Here is a 16,945-nt window from a genome sequence, read left to right as displayed (position 1 = left end):
GCTGAAAAGGAAGTATTATGGCGCGCTACGAATACAAGTGCACGAGCTGCGGCAACGTTTTTGAGGTTGAGCACCCCATGTCCGAGACTCCCGAGGTTGTATGCCCCAGCTGCGGCGCCCCGGCATCCAAGACGTTCTCGGCCAGCGGCATTAAGTTCGACGGCAGCGGTTTCTACAACACCGACCAGCGCAGTGGCGGGTCCAGCACCAGCGCCACCAGTGGCTGCTGCGCCGACTGCCCGCATAACCACTAAGAGCAACGCGGCCCCGCGATCAACGCCGATCGCGGGGCCGAATTATTTCAGGAATGTCCCACGCCCCGGCGACTGGTCTGGGGTTGCGCCACGAAAACGGCCTATCTACTACGTTTGACCCGTATGGTCCGAGCACACCTGCGTTTTTACAAAATCGACGAGCCGTCTACCTGCGGTTTTGATTTCGCTAAATTCGGCATGGTTGAGGGTAATGGGTTTAATGTAGTAGATAGTCCCATTTCGTGGCGGACAGGTCATCTTGAAACGTAGGGTAGCTAATTTGGGACGGGGCTTTTTTAGCTGCCCCAGCTGATAACGCAAATGTTTGGCCGACTGGCGGCCAGGGCAGCTAAAAAAGCCCCGTCCCAAATTAGCTACCCTTGGAATCCGTTTTACTTGCGGACCAGTCTGGCGCAGAAGTGGCCGTCGTAGGAATCGGCGTTTGCGGGGACGCTCTGGAAAAGTCCACGGTCGTTCTGGCGTACGGAGACAAGCTTCTTGGCCTGCGCGAAATCGGGTAGCTGCAGAATCTGCGCCTCGGAGAGGGGTGCCACGGTAAAGCCGGCGCCCTCGGGAGAAGCTAGGAAGGCATCAACGACCCGCGTGTTCTCCTCGTCGAAGACCGAGCAGGTGGCATAGATAAGCTCACCGCCGGCAGCCACGCGCGCGGCTGCTTCCTTGAGCATCGTCAGCTGCAGGCGGGGCAACTCAGTCGTAACGTCGTTCTCGGTTAGACGCCAGGGAATCTCGGGATGACGGCGCATGGTGCCGGTGCCCGAGCACGGAGCATCGATAAACACCGTGTCGAACAGGACAGGCTCGCCAAGCATCGCGTCAAAGGACGCGAGCACCTCATTGAGCTCGCAGGCATCGCCCGACACCGTACGAACACCCGTAATACCCGCCTTATGCAGACGTGCGAGATTCTGGTCGCACTTGCGGTCGTGCAAATCGAGTGCGGTGTGCTGACGGTCGTAACCGGCACGTTTGGCCTGGCACATCATCACATAGGTCTTGGTGCCACGACCGGCGCCAATCTCTAGACAACGCCCGGGACGGGTCGCCGCAGTAGCGATGAGCTGGGCGTTAAGGTCCGAGGCCACGGCAGCTGCGCGCTCAAACACACCCGACGCAACCGTGGCCTGCGCGTCGACCGGCGCATGGCAACCCGGGAACACGGGTGCCACAAGCTGCGAAATGTACGGATCGGGTTTTGTTGCAAAGGCATTCTCGTGCAAAGCCAGCGGCGCGGGCGCCAGATTGCCGGCAAAGCCGAGCGCGCCCTCGGGTGTATCGAACGACGCCATAATGCGAGCGCACAGCCAGCGCGGCATGCCCATCAGGCGAGATAGGCGAACCAAACGGCGCTCGGACTCATCGGCATCCGCCGCAGTGGCAAAGTCCTCGACGTTGTTCGCAACCTTATGCAGCACGGCGTTCGCCAGACCGGCGGCAGACTTAGCACCGCTGCGCACGAGCTCAACGCCCTGACTCACCGCAACGCGACCCGGGGTATGCAGGTAGAGCATCTCGAAGGCCGAGATACGAAGTGCCATGCGCACACGAGGCGCGACCTTTTTGGGCTTATCGAGAAACTGGTCGAGCAGCTCATCCAAAATGCCCTGGGTGGCTGCAACGCCCAGTGCCAAACGAGCGGCGAAAGCAGAATCGCGCTGGTCAATGGCCTTGGCCGAGGCGCGGGACGAGAGCACGTCACGCGCGTACATGCCGCGGCGATCGGCCTCCATCAAAACATCAAGCGCGAGCTTGCGCGCGGGGGAAAGCTTACTCATGACAAAACACCCCACGAAAGATCCGCGCCCTGCAGGCCAGCAGCCCAGGCAGAAGCAGCCATAGCACGCTTACCATCGGGCTTAACCTCAAGCAGTTCGACCGCGCCATCGGACAGGCCCAGGTAAACGCGCTTGGCCTGAACGGCGACGAGCCCCTCGCCAAGCGATACATCTGCCGGCGCGGCATCGAGCACGCGCACGGTCTTGCCGGCAATCACACAGCGAGCGGGAGCGGTGTCGGAAGAGGCAAGCACATGACGCACGCAATCAAGCGCCCCCATCTGCGGATCCAGACGCATCTCCTGCTTGGAAATCTTGGCAGCATGCGTGACAAGGAACTCATCCTGCTCAGTCCAAACAGCCGAGCCATCGGCAAGCGAGGGAAGCGTATCGGCAAGCAACTTACCGCCCAGCTCACCAAGCTCCATGGTCAATGCCTCGGCATGTTTACCGGCAACCGAGGTCGACACCTGCGCGCAATAAGCGCCCGTATCCACGCCATGCCCAATGCGCATAATGGAAACGCCAGCAACCTCGTCACCAGCAAGAATGGCACGCTGAATGGGAGCAGCGCCACGCCAACGGGGCAGCAGCGAAGCATGAACATTCACAATACCGAGCGGCGCCATATGCAGCACCTCATCGGGCAAAATGCAGCCATAGGCAGCCACACAGAAAATATCGGCATCAGCAGCCTTAAGCCGATCAATAACATCCGGCGTCATACGATTTGTCTCAACAACGGGCAGACCAAGCTCAAGCGCCTTGGCCTTAACAGGAGACGGCTCCAGCTTTTTACCACGCCCGCGAACAGCATCGGGACGCGTAATTACCAGCGTAATCTCATTCCCAGCCTCAACAAGCGAAGAAAGCGACGGCACCGCGAAATCGGGCGTACCCATAAACACAATACGCATAAAGAACGTCTCCCCTCAAACAAAACCGAGACGGCTCCAAATAACAGCGGAAAGCCAAGTCGCCAGCCCATCCGCAATAACAATTCAACAAGAACAAATATACCCAAAACCAAAGAAAGAGCCGCAATAAAAGCAGCTCTTCCAACAAAGCAATTATCAGCGAAGACGCCCCTCCCTGGCCCAATGGCACCCGGGCGAAAAGGAGCACGAAAACGCAGTCCCCTTCCGCCGCAGGGCTTAGGTTGTTGCTCCACGCGCAGTTCCGCACGAGCCGAAGAGCACTTAATGTGCTCTTCGTGCGAGCAGGACTGTTTGAGCATGGAGCAAAACCTAAGCCCTGCGGCGGAAGGGGACGGTGGGACCTACTCCGTCTCGCCCGGTCGAGCGCCGCGGGCCAGGGCGTCCTGGTACTCCTTGACGGCCTTGATGCGCTGCATCGGCTTGAGTCGCTCGAACATGGTGTTGCCGTGCAGGTGATCGATCTCGTGCTGCAGGCACACGCAGAACAGGTCGCCCGAGGCCTCATAGCGAATCAGGTTGGCATCCAGATCGTATGCCTCGACAACGACATGGTCGGGACGCTCGATCTCGCAGCTAATGCCGGGGATGGAAAGACAGCCCTCGCTAAACGGCACCAGATGGTCACTCTGCTCAACAATGACAGGGTTGATGAGCACGTAGGGATCGTAGTCGTTCTTGTCGGTGTAGTCGCAGTCGATGGTGACGAGCTGGATGAGCTCGCCGATCTGCGGGGCAGCCAGGCCGCAACCGCCGTTGTCGAACATCATCTTCTTCATCTTCTCGGCAAGCACCTCAATCGCCGGGGTGATCTCCTCGATAACGGCGCACTCCTGGCGCAGACGAGGGTCGGGCGACAATACGATTCCGTTGGCTTCCATGGCCATCCTTTCGGGTTGTTACATCAAATCATAGGCGTCGACGTCAACGCTCACGCTCACGCCGCGCACGGAGCCCACCTCTTTGAGGCAGGCGTCGATATCATCAGAGACATGGTACCCTACCGGCGACTTTACAAGCAGATGGAAGCGATAACGGTCTTTGGCTCTCTCGATTACACACGAAGCGGGGCCCAGCACCTGCGGCACGACACTTCCGGCCCGCAAAAAGTCAGGCGCGGCGGCATGCCAGCGGCGCTTGAGAAGCTTTGCGATGCGCCCAATGTAGTCCTGCGCATTATCACGATTCGCCGACCACACCAAAACGTTGACAAGACGCACGAAAGGCGGGTACAGCGCGTCTCGGCGCTGGTCCAGGTCGTAGTCGGTAAAGATCGAACGATCGTGCTCGGCGACGGCGCGAATGACCGGGTCCTCGGGCAGATACGTCTGGATGATAACCTCGCCGGGACGATCGCCGCGACCGGCGCGGCCGGCGACCTGTTCCAGCAAATCGTAGGCGCGCTCCCCCGCCCTAAAATCGGGCAGCTTTAACGCAAAGTCGGCATTGACCACGCCCACGAGCGTGACCTCGGGAAAATCGAGGCCCTTGGCAATCATCTGGGTACCCAGCAACACCGCGCAATCGGCGGCATCGAACTGCTCGAGTAGTTTTTTGTGCGCATCCTTGCCGCGTGTGGAATCGGCGTCCATGCGAATGATGGCGACATCCTCGGGCAGAATCTGGCGTAGGGCGTCCTCGATCTGCTGCGTGCCCAGGCCCATTTTTGCCAGGTAGCGGCTGCCGCACTTGGGACAACGACTCGTGGGCGACGGATAGGGCTGCACGCGCCAGGACGATCCGCAGGTGTGGCACTGCAGTGTGTGCGTGCGCTCGTGGTACGTGAGCGCGGTGGAGCAGTGGTTGCAGGTGGGGACGCAGCCGCACTCACGGCACATCAAAAACGGCGCAAAGCCGCGACGGTTGTGCAGCAGTACGGCCTTCTCGCGGCGCTCGACCACGCGTTCCAAGCCCTCCATCAGCGGTTTAGAGAACATGGAGCGGCTGCCGTGCGCGAACTCGCGGCGTAGGTCGGCAATGCGTACCGTGGGCAGCACGGCGTGTCCCGGGCGCTCGGGCATCTCGACACGCATCCAGGTGGCACCGTTGTACATACCGCGGCGACAGCGGTCGAGAGCCTCGGCCGAGGGCGTGGCGGAGCCCAACACGAGCGGGCACCGATAGCGGCGCGCCATCTCGGCAGCCACCTCGCGCGCATGGTAGCGCGGGCTGGAGCCCTGCTTGTAGCTGGTCTCGTGCTCCTCGTCGATGATGATGAGACCAAGATCGCTGAGCGGGCAAAAGAGCGCCGAGCGGGCGCCCACGACAACTCGCGCGGCACCGCTGGCAACCATATCCCACTGGTCCAGACGCTCGCCGGCCGAAAGACGCGAGTGGAAGACCGCGACCGTCTCGCCAAAGCGCGAGCGGAAGCGGCCGACGGTCTGGGCCGTCAGCGAGATCTCGGGCACGAGCACGCAGGCCGAACGGCCGCCCGCCAGCACGCGCTCAATCGCCGAAAGGTAAACCTCGGTTTTGCCGGAACCGGTGACGCCATCGACAAGGACCACGTCGCCATGGGCATCAAGGCGGGCGCGTTCAATCTGGGCGAGCGCCTGCTGCTGGCCGTTGGTGAGAGAGACCGGCGCCTTGCCGCTTGCCGAGGACAACGTGGTCTGCTCGCTACACCCACGCCAGGCGCGGCGCTCCTCCACCACCACGACGCCGCGTTTTTCGAGCGCTTTAATGGTTGCCGACATGCTGTTGTAGAGCAGGTTGAGGTCGCGCGTCGTGACCGGGCCGCATTGGAGCGCGTCGATGAGCTGACGCTGACGGACCGCTGTCTTGGGCGGCGTGTAGTCGAAACCCTCGGGCGTGAGCATGACCCAACGGTTTTGGATGGGTTTTACGGCGGGGCGCTCAACGGTCCACACGCCGTCATCGCCCTTCACGACACGAGGACTGCCGCCCGGAGGCAAGAACAGACGCAGGCACTCGGAAAGCGTCGCGACGTACTCGTGGCTCATCCAGCGCGCAATGCGTGCAGCCTCGGCGGTAAAGAGCGGCTTGCTGAGGATGGCCTCGATGGGCTTGATGCGCAAGGGGTCGAGGGCGTCGTTGCCTTGCAGGTTGCCCAGCTCGGGCGCGATATCGACGATATAGCCCGCGGCCGCACGGTTGCCAAAGTGGACCAGGACCGTGGACCCGATCTGGGCATCGTTGGCAAGGGACTGCGGGATGCCGTAGTCGAATGGCTCGGAGAGCGCACGGGTCGGGATGTCGAGGACCACGCTCGCGTAGGCGGAGACGGGTTCGGGTGCGGGCTCGGGCTGCGCCGGGGCGGCGGCAGGGGCCGTGGACCTCGGAGCTTCCTTAGGTTCCGGCGAACCAAACAGCGACAGTTGCTCGGCCATGGTCTCTGCACCTCCCATCCCATACGTCTTTAGAAACAAGAGCCCCGCTCGGGTGAACGGGGCTCGGATACATGCGTTTACGCAGCTGCTACAGCGCCATCGTGCGGGCGCGGTCGATGCGCGCCAAGCAGTCGTCGCGACCGACGAGCGCCATGGTCTCGCCCAGCGGGGGGCTCACCATGTTACCGCAGACGGCGACGCGCACAGCTTGGAACACCACGCGCTTCTTGAGGTCCATCTGCTCGGGCAGCGGCTCAAGCGCGGCGTCGATGTTGGCAGCCGTCCACTCATCCACGCCCTCGAGCGCGGCCTTGGCGGCATCCAGAATGGCGCCCATGCCTTCCTTGGCCAAACCCTTGTTGACAGACTTCTCGTCATACTCGAGCGTCTCGGCCGTGGCAAAGATGGGAGCGGCGACGGTCACGGCGTCGGCCGGCATCTTGGTGCGGGGCTTGACGATGGCGGCAAGCGCGTCGATCCAGTCCTCGCCGTACTCGATGTTACCCTCGATCATACCGGCCTCGTGCAGCTCGGGGACCATGATCTCGTCGGCAAACTGGGCGTCGGACATGTTGTTGATGTACTCGGCATTGACCCAGTCGAGCTTTTTGGGATCGAAGGTCGCCGGGTTCTTAGAGATGCGGTCGAGCGAGAACTTACTGGCAAGAACATCGCGCGGGATGATCGTGGTCTCGCCGTCGAGCGACCAGCCGAGCAGCGCCAGGTAGTTAACGAACGCGTCGGACAGGTAGCCGGCGTCGCGGTACTCCTCCACCGAGGTGGCACCGTGGCGTTTGGAGAGCTTCTTGCCGTCGGCACCCAAGATCATGGAGATGTGGGCGAATGTGGGAACGGGCGCGCCGAGGGCCTCGTAAACCATGACCTGGCGCGGGGTGTTGGACAGATGGTCGTCGCCGCGGATGACATGGGTGATCTTCATCATGGCGTCGTCGACGACGGTCGCGAAGTTATACGTGGGCGTGCCATCGGAGCGGAAGATGACAAAGTCGTCGAGCTCCTTGGCATCGAAGGTCACCTCGCCGTGGACGGCGTCGTGGATGACGACATCGCCGCGGTCCTCGGGCACCTTGATGCGAAGGACGTAGGGCTCGCCGGCCTCGATGCGGCGGCGTGCCTCCTCGGGATCGAGATCGCGACAGCGGCGCTGATAGCCCTGGAAGGGGTCTTTACGCTCCTGGGCGGCCTTACGGTCGGCCTCGAGCTGCTCCTTGGTGCAGAAGCAGGGATAGGCCTTGCCCTCGTCCCAAAGCTTCTGGGCGGCCTGCTTGTACAGGTCCAGGCGCTCGGTCTGGGCATAGGGGCTATAGTCGCCGCCAACCTCGGGGCCCTCGTCCCAGTCCAGGCCCAGCCAACGCATAGCGCGCAGAATGATCTGCGTGTTCTCGTCGGTAGAGCGGGTGGGGTCGGTGTCGTCGATGCGCAGGATGAACGTGCCACCGTTTGCGCGGGCAAAAGCCCAGTTATAGATAGCGGTGCGGGCGCCGCCGATGTGCAGCTTGCCCGTCGGTGAGGGTGCAAAACGGACGCGAACGTCTGATGCCATGGAAATCTCCTCGATTGCAGGATGGATGTCTAACCGCACCAGTATAAAGCAACAATGCCCACCTCCGCACAAAGGGCACCGACCCAGTCATCGAAGCCGGGTAGCTAATTTGGGACGGGGCTTTTTTAGCTGCCCCCGCAGGCTATCGGCTAAACCAGCAAACAATCAGCCGGGGTAGCTAAAAAAGCCCCGTCCCAAATTAGCTACCTTTTGAGTAGGTGCGGAAAGGGTGTGAATGTTGGATTTACGCGCTATGATGTGCCCCTGCATACAGAGCCCAGCGGAATGGTAACGGTCGCTGGGACACGTTATTCGAAAGGACAATCATGTCAGAAGAGCTTCGTTCCATCCCGCCCCAGCAGGGGTCTTTTGTGTTTACGTCGGAGTCGGTGACCGAAGGCCATCCCGATAAGATCGCCGACCAGATCAGCGATGCCGTCCTCGACGCAATCCTCGCCAAAGAAATAGAGCTGCAGGAGCAGGGCTATATTGCGCCCAACGGCGTGCCCGCCAATGTGGAAAACGTCCGCTGCGCCTGCGAGACCCTCGTGACCACCGGCACCGTCATCGTCGCCGGAGAGATTCGCACCCAGGCATACGTCGACGTGCAGGAAATCGCCCGTGGCGTCATCCGCCGCATCGGCTACAACCGCGCCAAGTTTGGCTTTGACTGCGATACCTGCGGCGTCATGAGTCTCATCCACGAGCAGTCGCCCGATATCGCCCAGGGCGTCGACGAGTCATTTGAGACCCAGACCGGCGCCACCACCGACCCGATCGACCTGATCGGTGCCGGCGACCAGGGCATGATGTTTGGCTACGCCTCCAACGAGACCAAGACCCTCATGCCCATGCCGCACTACCTGGCAAGCCGCCTGGCGGAACGCCTGTCCGCCGTGCGCCACGACGGCACCCTGCCCTATCTGCGCCCCGACGGCAAGACCCAGGTCACCGTGCGCTACGAGGACGGAAAGCCCGTGGAGGTCACAACCATCGTCATCTCCACGCAGCACGCTGCCGAAGTTGAGGACATGGGCAAGATCAAGGCTGACCTCATCGAGCATGTCATCGCACCCGTCATGGATGCCGAGAACATGCCGTGGGATGGCGCCGATATCTATGTGAACCCCACCGGACGCTTTGTCGTGGGCGGCCCCATGGGCGACACGGGCCTGACCGGCCGCAAGATCATCGTCGACACCTACGGCGGCTACGGCCGTCACGGCGGCGGCGCCTTTAGCGGCAAGGACTGCACCAAGGTCGACCGCTCTGCCGCGTACGCCGCTCGCTGGGTCGCCAAGAACGTAGTCGCCGCCGGCCTGGCCGATCGCTGCGAGGTCGAGCTGGCCTACGCCATCGGCGTGTCCAAGCCGCTGTCGATCATGGTCGACACCTTTGGCACCGCGCATGTTGCCGAGGACAAGATCGTCGAGGCCGTGGAGAAGACCTTTGACCTACGCCCGGGCGCAATCATCCGCGACCTGGACCTGCGTCGCCCCATCTATGAAAAGACGGCAGCCTACGGTCACTTTGGCCGCGAAGACGCCGACTTTACCTGGGAGAAAACGAACCGCATCGACGAACTCAAAGCAGCCTGCGGCCTGTAAGCCAGCGGCAAAAACCACAGCCAAATAAAAACGTACCAAAAAGAGGTACCGGAACAACCGGTACCTCTTTTTTATTTAAAGGTGGTGAAGATGTATCGACATGGGACACCGAATAGGTCACCAACCGATGAATTTTGAAGCACGCGCGCCTCTACCATGTATCCTAAGTTCCGAGGACTTTAGTATTTGGTCGATCGCGAGTTCCGCACGAGCCGGAGAGCACTTAATGTGCTCTCCGTGCGAGTCAGGACTGTCCGAGCAGGCGACCAAATACTAAAGCCCTCGGAACGGCGGGACAGCGTATGCCCCGCCCCTCGGGACGACGGGATAGAAAAGGAGCAGCCATGGCAGGCAAGCCGCAAACACTAGCTACGACCTCGGCATTCGAGATCTTGGGCCCCATCATGGTCGGCCCCAGCTCATCGCACACCGCCGGCGCCCTGCGTTGCGCCCAGGTTGCCGCCAGCCTGCTGGAAGGCCGCATCACCAAGGTCACCTTTGGCCTGTGGAACTCCTTTGCCCACACCTACCGCGGCCATGGCACCGACCGCGCACTCGTCGCGGGCATCTTGGGCCTCGATACCGACGACGAGAACATCAAGCAGGCCTTTGACCTCGCGCGCGAGCAGGGCCTCAGCTATCACTTTGACATTAAGGGCGACGACGCCTCCATCCACCCCAACACCGTCGACATCGACATGGTCGATGACACGGGCGCCACGGCGCAGGTCCGCGGCGAGAGCCTTGGCGGCGGCAAGATGCGCATCAGCCGCATCAACGGCGTCGGCGTCGATATCTCGGGCATGTATTCCACCCTGTTTGTGGCGCACCAAGACGTCCCCGGCGTTCTCGCCGCGCTCACGAACCAGCTCGCCTACGCACACGTAAACATTGCCTTCTGCCGCACCTACCGAACCGAGGTAGGCGGCCAAGCTTATTCCGTATTTGAGACCGACGGCACCCCCGATGACATCGTCGTTCCCATGCTACGCATGCTCGACAATGTCGATTACGCCACCTTCATTGAGCTTCCCGGCTCGGCCTCATCGCTCTCCCCCGGCGTTTCTGCCAAGGAAATCTTCGACGATGGCGAACAGCTCCTCGACGCCTGCGCCGAACTGGGCCTCAACATTGGCGCCGTCATGGCCGTACGCGAAGCCCGCCTGACCGGCGAGCAGCACGCCGTCGCCGCCATGCGCCGCGTACTCGAGGTCATGCGCGAGGAGACCACGACGCCCATCGCCGCACCACAGCGCTCGCTCGGCGGGCTTATCGGCGGCGAGGCAAAACTCGTCGACGCCACATGCCGCAACGATCTGAGCACAAACCTGATGGGCGCCGTCCAAACCGAAGCCGTAGCCCGCGCCATGGCTGTGCTTGAGCGCTCTGCCACCATGGGCGTCATCGTCGCCGCCCCCACGGCCGGCTCTGCGGGCGTCGTGCCCGGCTGCGTGCTGGCGCTCGCCGACCATCTACAGCTCGATGACGAACAGGTCATGGACGCACTTTACTGCTCTGCCGCGATTGGTCTCAACCTCACCACAAGTGCCTGCGTCGCCGGCGCCGAGGGCGGATGTCAGGCTGAGGTGGGCAGCGCCGCCGCCATGGCCGCTGCCGCGCTAGTCCAGATGCTGGGTGGCACGCCCGAGCAGGCACTCGACGCTAGCTCTATCGCACTGAGCAATCTGCTTGGTCTTGTATGCGATCCCGTGGGCGGCCTTGTCGAAGTGCCATGCCAAAACCGCAACGCGATCGGCGTGGCGGCCGCATTTAGCTCGGCGCAGCTCGCCCTTGCCGGCATTAAGAGCCTGGTGCCGTTTGACCAGATGGCACATGTGATGCTCTCCGTTGGACACGCACTTCCAACTACACTACGAGAGACGGCCAAGGGCGGCATCGCGCAGGCTCCGGCCGCGCTTTCGGCTTGCGCTAAATGCGGTGTGTGCGGATAAAGAGCAGTCCAAAAACAAGAGGTGGGACAAATGTCCAACCTCTTGCCAATGCCACCGTTTCAATACCACAAACAACAGGGTAATCGCTATAATGCAAGCCCAGTAAAAACACGATGAGCCGCAAGGCGAAACTCGAAGGATATGCATACGATGTCGCAAAACGACCGCACCCAACTGATTCCCGATCCTAAACAGCCTTCTAGGCCTACCGACGGCGTCCAGTCGCCGCGCCCCATTACGCCAACGCGTAGCACAAAGCATGGTTCGGGAAACACCTCACAGCGCCAGATCCCTCATGCATATCAGCAGCGTCAGAGCAATAAAGCGACTAAGCACGCGCCTTCACACACGCAAAACCATCACAAGGGTCCCCGTGGGTCAGAGAATCACGCCGACGGGAAAAAATCCGGGGCCAAAATGACCCTTTTCGTTGCTCTGGGCCTCATTGTTGTCGTTTACATTGTTGGCGTTGTCGCATTTTCGCAGGTAGCCTACCCCAACACCACCATTGCCGGCGTCGACGTCTCGTTCTCCAACGCTTCGTCTGCTGCCACTAAGGTCAACTCGGCGTGGAAGCACTATAAGCTCACCGTGACAGGCGACGACTTTAACTGGATCTATCAACCCGAGTCCGATGAACCCATCGTCGACGGCGAAGCTGCCGCAAAAGAAATCATCAGCCGCAACGAAGCCTTTATATGGCCGGTCCGCCTTGTGGAATCCTTAAGCGGCAAGACCAAAACAACCGCTACCTCCAACGAAGTCGATCTTGAACAAGACGTCGACCTGTCCATGCTCTCTGACACCTTTGACCAAAAGAAGTTTGAGGAGGATCTGGGCGCCGCCATTGACGAGTTTAACGAGGGCCGTTCGGGTACGTTCGAGGCCAATAGCTCCTATGACGAGCAAGCCGGCAAGTTTACCGTCGAGAAGGCGCGCTCCAACGAAAAACTCAACCGCGAGCATGTCATTAAGTATGCCGAGCTCGAGCTTGCCTCGCTGGCCGAGACCGTAGATCTTTCCAAGCTCGGCAACGATGCCTATGAGCCGCTCAATGAAACGCTGACCAATGATCAGATTCAGGCCGCATGCGATGCCGCCAACAACTTCTTGGGCGTCAACGTGACCCTCAAGCTCAACGGCGAGGATGCCGGCAAGGTCGACGGCAGCTCCGTGTTGCAGTGGATCAGCTTTGCCAATCCGGCCAACCCCACACTCGATACGTCGCAGATCGGTAGCTGGGCAGCCGAGCTCGCCAACGGCTTTAATACCGTGGGCACCACCCGCTGGTGGACGCGTGCCGACGGCAAAGAATGTGCCGTCGAGGGCGGTGACTTTGGCTGGTCCATCGACAGCAGCTCGCTCGCCAAGCAGGTCGAGGACGCCATTAACAACAAGCAGACCGGCGAAATCGAGATTAAGTACTCCCAGAAGGCCGACACCTATACCGCGAAGGGAGAGCCCGACTGGAAAGCGTATATCGACGTCGACCTGTCCGAGCAGCACGCGCGCTACTATGACGAGAACGGTAATATCGTGTGGGAAGCCAACTTTATCTCGGGCAAACCGGGAGAGGATGCCACTCCCGAGGGCGTTTGGCAGATCAATAGCAATGACGGCGCAAGCAAGCTCATCGGTGCCAAAGACCCAGAGACCGGAAAACCAAAATACGAAAGCCCCGTGTCGTATTGGATGCCGTTTGAAGGCAACATGGTTGGTTTCCATGATGCAACATGGCAAAACGATCAGAGCTTTGACGACCCAAATTCGTACAAATGGTGCGGCAGCCACGGTTGCATCAACTTGCGTCTGGCCGATGCCAAGGCACTCCACGACTGCATCAGCGTCGGCCTGTGCGTGGTCGTGCACTCGTAGGGAAACACGCCTTCGCACAACGGGGAACTGACGCTCCAATCTAACAGTTCCGAAAGAATCCGCCATATGCGCCCGCTTCTCGCGACGGGCGCATATACTTATCGAAGAACTTTCTATAAAGGAGACGCCATGTCGAATGTCCCCACCATCACCCCGGGACCGAATGATACCGAGCGAGCGCCCGAGGGTGCCACCGAAACGCTTCCCCTCATAACAAACATGCGCGCCACACAGCAAAACGGCAGCACAAGCGATGCAACCGAGATTTCTGACGAAGAGGCCTACGCCAAGCTCAAGGCGAAGCGTGCCGAGCGTCGGCGCAAAAAGCTCATCCGACGTGGCATTGCGGCCGGCGTCGTGGCCGCCATTGTGCTCATCGCCGTTGTCGTAACCTTCGTCATTAACGCACGGCCCGCAGGTACCAACGGGCCGGTGACAGACATGGTCACCGAGGGTACATTTACGACCACCGTCGAGGCTAAAGGCCAGCTCAAGCCCATCTTGGCTTCGGTGGTCTCCCCTTCTGTCGACGGCACGGTGGCATCGATCAACGTATCAGCCGGCCAGTCCGTTAACGAGGGCGATGTGCTCATGACCATTAAAAATGACGAGCTCGATCGCAACGTTGCCGAGGCGCAGCGCGCGGTGGCGGCGGCACAGGAAGACCTCGCCAACGCGCAGAAAGCGGTAGCTGCCGCCCAAGCCGCTCCGGCGACTGACACAGATGCGGCAGGCGCAAGTGGCGCCAGCGGCAGCACCGGCACGAGTGCCGACACGAGCGCCATCTCGAGCGCCCAACGTAACCTGGCCTCGGCCCAGGCGACCCTGGACCAGGCCAACGCCAAAGCTGCCGAGCGCACTGTGACCGCGCCCAGCTCGGGCAGCATCGTCGAGCTCAACGCCAAGGTCGGCGCCACGGTGACGGGCGGCATGATTATGGGCGAAGGCGATACGACCGGCGGCAAGCAGTGCATGCAGATCGCTGACCTCTCCAAGATGAAGGTCACCGTTCAGGTGGGCGAAAAGGATATCGCCAAGATCGCAGTGGGCCAGAGCGCCAACGTTACCTATCCGGCCTTTCCCGATATCGTGAGCCAGGGAACGGTCACGACAATCGCTTCGGTGGCAAACTCCGACTCCACCTACGGTGGCGGCGGTAGCGTGACCTATAACGTCGATATTTTGATCGACGCGCCCGACGCGCGCCTCAAGCCAGGCATGACCGCCGAGGTCTCGGTGGTAACCGAGCAGCTCGACGATGTGGTGATGGTGCCGACCATGGCGCTCATGACCGAGGATGGCGAGCACTATTACGTCAACGTGGCAACCGACGGTGAAGGCAAGGAGATGCGCCGCGTGAAGGTGACCATTGTGACGCAAAACGATAACGACGCCGTGGTCGGCAAGACGCAGGTCAAGCGCGACGACCAGGGCAATGAGATCAACGCAGACGTACCGGTTACCAAGCTGCGCGACGGCGACACCCTCATCGTGGACACCGGCGCAGGCATGACGGCCGACGGCGACGACTCTGGCAGCATGTCTGCCGACGAGGGCTTGTAATGCGTCCCGTCATCAACATCCGCAACGTGCATCGCATTTTTGAGAGCGAGGCCGGCTGCGCCCATATCCTGCATAACGTGAGCCTGGCAGTGAATCCCGGCGAATTCGTGGCCATTACCGGCCCTTCTGGCTCGGGCAAGTCAACGCTCATGAACATCCTGGGCTGCCTGGACAAGCCAACGGCAGGCGATTATTACCTGCAGGGCCTCAACGTGGCAGAGCTCGACGATGACGAGCTCACCGAAGTCCGCGCCCTGAGCATCGGCTTTGTCTTTCAGAGCTTTAACCTGCTGCCGCGCCTATCGGTCATCGAAAACGTCATGCTGCCGCTGTCGTACACCAACGTGCCGCGGGCTCAGCGTGAGATGCGCGCCGTTCATGCGCTGCAAGCCGTCACGCTGCCGGTCGACCACTGGGACCACCGCATCTCCGAGCTCTCAGGCGGACAGATGCAGAGGGTTGCCATCGCGCGCGCCCTCGTCAACGACCCGCCCATCATCCTGGCGGACGAGCCGACGGGAAACCTGGACTCCGCCACCGGAGCGCTCGTGATGGAGACCTTCCACAAACTCCAGGAACGTGGCAAGACCATTGTGCTCATCACGCATGATCCCGGTATCGCCGCCGAGGCCGACCGTGCCGTAACCATTCGCGACGGCCGAATCCACGACGGCGCGTACATCGCGCACGCACCGCAGACCCTGCACGGCGCCATTGATAACCTGCCCATGATTTCCGCACACGCCAATCCGACGAAAGGAGTGAAGGCATGAGCACGTGCGACCTTATCCAAGAAGCCCTTCACTCCCTCGAGGCCAACAAGGGACGCAGCCTACTCACCATCCTGGGCATTGTTATTGGCATCGCCTCCGTCATTGCCATGACCTCGCTTATCGGCGGTATCCAAAACAGCCTGGTCAACAGCCTGGGCCTCAACGCCGCGCGTATGGTGCAGATTTATTCGTCGCAAGAGCTCACCGAGTCGGACGTTGAGAAGCTTCGCAAGATGGTGCCGCAGATCGAGCAGATCGGTATCGTGGACAGTGCCTATACCGAGTACAAGGCCGGTGACAAAAGCTATAACGTCATGGCGCAGGGCGTCGATAGCGACATGCTCGACGCAGTGGGCGCCAGCAAGCTCGTCGCGGGGTGCACCTATACCCAGGCTGAGTCCCAATCTGGCGCACGCGTGGCGCTCATCAGCCGCGGCGGCGCGGACCAGCTGTACGGCAACGAACAGGACGCGCTCGGCAAGACCATCAAGTTGTCGAACGGCGAGGTGCAGATTATCGGCGTTATCGACGGCGGCAGCGACTCCATGGGCTCACTCACGCTCTACATGCCGCGCGAGACCATCTCGGGCCTCTTTGGCGACGAGAACCCGTCTTTTCCCAGCGTAACGGCGCTCGCCGCCGAGGGTACGGACATGGATGAGCTGTGCAAGATGATTGAATCCAAGGTGCGCAGCATGAAGGACATCTCGGATGACGACGAATATGACAGCGTGTCGGCGACCTCAATGAAAAGCGCCATCGACGCCCTCAACTCCTTTATGGGCGCGTTTTCGCTCATCATGGGCGCCGTTGCCAGCATTTCGCTGCTCGTGGGCGGTATCGGCATCATGAACATGATGCTCACCAATGTGACCGAACGCATCCGCGAGATCGGTATTCGTCGAGCCTTGGGTGCCAGCCGTCGCGATATCACCGCACAGTTTTTGGCCGAGTCTTCGGCGCTGTGCATCACCGGCGGTCTGCTAGGTGTCCTGATTGGCTACCTGCTTGCCTGGGGCCTAGCGATGTTCGCCGCGGGTTCCGGCGTGCTTGGCGAACTCGGTGCCAGCGGTACCATAACGCCGAGTTTTTCGATCGCCACGGTGCTGCTGGCCTTTGCGGTCTCCGTCGGCATCGGCGTAATCTTTGGCTTCTACCCCGCCCGCCGGGCCGCAAAACTCGACCCCGTGGAGTGCCTGCGCTACCAGTAATGCAATCCCCCCCTGAGTTGCGGTGAAATAGGGAGTGTTTTAGCCGTTAAAAGGCCTATTCAGTC

At 61.1% G+C, this 16,945-nt stretch carries 12 protein-coding genes; 7 read left to right on the top strand and 5 right to left on the bottom strand.

Features of this window, described 5'->3' with window-relative positions:
- Positions 1-17 precede the first annotated feature (17 nt).
- Positions 18-254, top strand: a complete 237-nt coding sequence (locus tag ACTQWD_RS03565) for an FmdB family zinc ribbon protein (RefSeq protein WP_154518065.1) — start codon at positions 18-20, stop codon at positions 252-254.
- Positions 255-646: 392 nt separating this feature from the next.
- Here ACTQWD_RS03565 and ACTQWD_RS03560 read toward each other — a convergent pair whose 3' ends face one another.
- The 5 genes from ACTQWD_RS03560 to gltX form a co-directional block, all read right to left on the bottom strand.
- Positions 647-2,047, bottom strand: a complete 1,401-nt coding sequence (locus tag ACTQWD_RS03560; protein WP_441559272.1) for an RsmB/NOP family class I SAM-dependent RNA methyltransferase — start codon at positions 2,045-2,047, stop codon at positions 647-649.
- Positions 2,044-2,964, bottom strand: coding sequence for a methionyl-tRNA formyltransferase (gene fmt, locus ACTQWD_RS03555; protein ID WP_441054987.1), 921 nt, complete (start codon positions 2,962-2,964; stop codon positions 2,044-2,046). The genes ACTQWD_RS03560 and fmt overlap by 4 nt, the downstream gene beginning before the upstream one ends.
- A 362-nt stretch (positions 2,965-3,326) precedes the next feature.
- On the bottom strand, positions 3,327-3,863 hold the full coding sequence (def, locus tag ACTQWD_RS03550; protein ID WP_441559271.1) for a peptide deformylase: 537 nt from the start codon (positions 3,861-3,863) through the stop codon (positions 3,327-3,329).
- Between the two features lie 18 nt (positions 3,864-3,881).
- On the bottom strand, positions 3,882-6,335 hold the full coding sequence (gene priA / locus ACTQWD_RS03545) for a replication restart helicase PriA (protein ID WP_441559270.1): 2,454 nt from the start codon (positions 6,333-6,335) through the stop codon (positions 3,882-3,884).
- 88 nt (positions 6,336-6,423) lie between these two features.
- Positions 6,424-7,899: a glutamate--tRNA ligase gene (gltX, locus tag ACTQWD_RS03540; protein WP_441559269.1), complete on the bottom strand. Its 1,476-nt coding sequence runs from the start codon at positions 7,897-7,899 to the stop codon at positions 6,424-6,426.
- Positions 7,900-8,225: 326 nt separating this feature from the next.
- Between gltX and metK the strand changes: the two genes are divergently transcribed.
- The 6 genes from metK (at position 8,226) to ACTQWD_RS03510 (ending at position 16,880) form a co-directional block, all read left to right on the top strand.
- Entirely contained in the window at positions 8,226-9,506 is a 1,281-nt protein-coding gene (metK, locus tag ACTQWD_RS03535) for a methionine adenosyltransferase (RefSeq protein ID WP_441559268.1), read from the top strand.
- Positions 9,507-9,850: 344 nt separating this feature from the next.
- Complete coding sequence (gene sdaAA / locus ACTQWD_RS03530; protein WP_441559267.1) at positions 9,851-11,458, top strand: L-serine ammonia-lyase, iron-sulfur-dependent, subunit alpha; 1,608 nt, start codon at positions 9,851-9,853, stop codon at positions 11,456-11,458.
- A 417-nt stretch (positions 11,459-11,875) separates the two neighbouring features.
- Complete coding sequence (locus tag ACTQWD_RS03525) at positions 11,876-13,333, top strand: L,D-transpeptidase (protein WP_441559266.1); 1,458 nt, start codon at positions 11,876-11,878, stop codon at positions 13,331-13,333.
- 129 nt (positions 13,334-13,462) lie between these two features.
- The gene (locus ACTQWD_RS03520; RefSeq protein WP_441559265.1) at positions 13,463-14,896 is read left to right on the top strand and encodes an efflux RND transporter periplasmic adaptor subunit; all 1,434 of its coding nucleotides are present in this window, start codon (positions 13,463-13,465) and stop codon (positions 14,894-14,896) included.
- A complete protein-coding gene (locus tag ACTQWD_RS03515; protein ID WP_427717357.1) occupies positions 14,896-15,669 on the top strand; it encodes an ABC transporter ATP-binding protein in 774 nt (257 codons plus the stop codon). The genes ACTQWD_RS03520 and ACTQWD_RS03515 overlap by 1 nt, the downstream gene beginning before the upstream one ends.
- Positions 15,666-16,880 (top strand): ABC transporter permease, encoded by a 1,215-nt coding sequence (locus ACTQWD_RS03510; protein WP_441559264.1) that lies wholly within the window; start codon positions 15,666-15,668, stop codon positions 16,878-16,880. Before ACTQWD_RS03515 ends, ACTQWD_RS03510 begins: the two co-directional genes overlap by 4 nt.
- Positions 16,881-16,945: the final 65 nt, after the last annotated feature.

The sequence above is a fragment of the Collinsella sp. LCP19S3_B6 genome (assembly GCF_052121815.1).
Lineage (GTDB): Bacteria > Actinomycetota > Coriobacteriia > Coriobacteriales > Coriobacteriaceae > Collinsella.
This window is presented reverse-complemented; position numbering and strand designations above follow the sequence as displayed.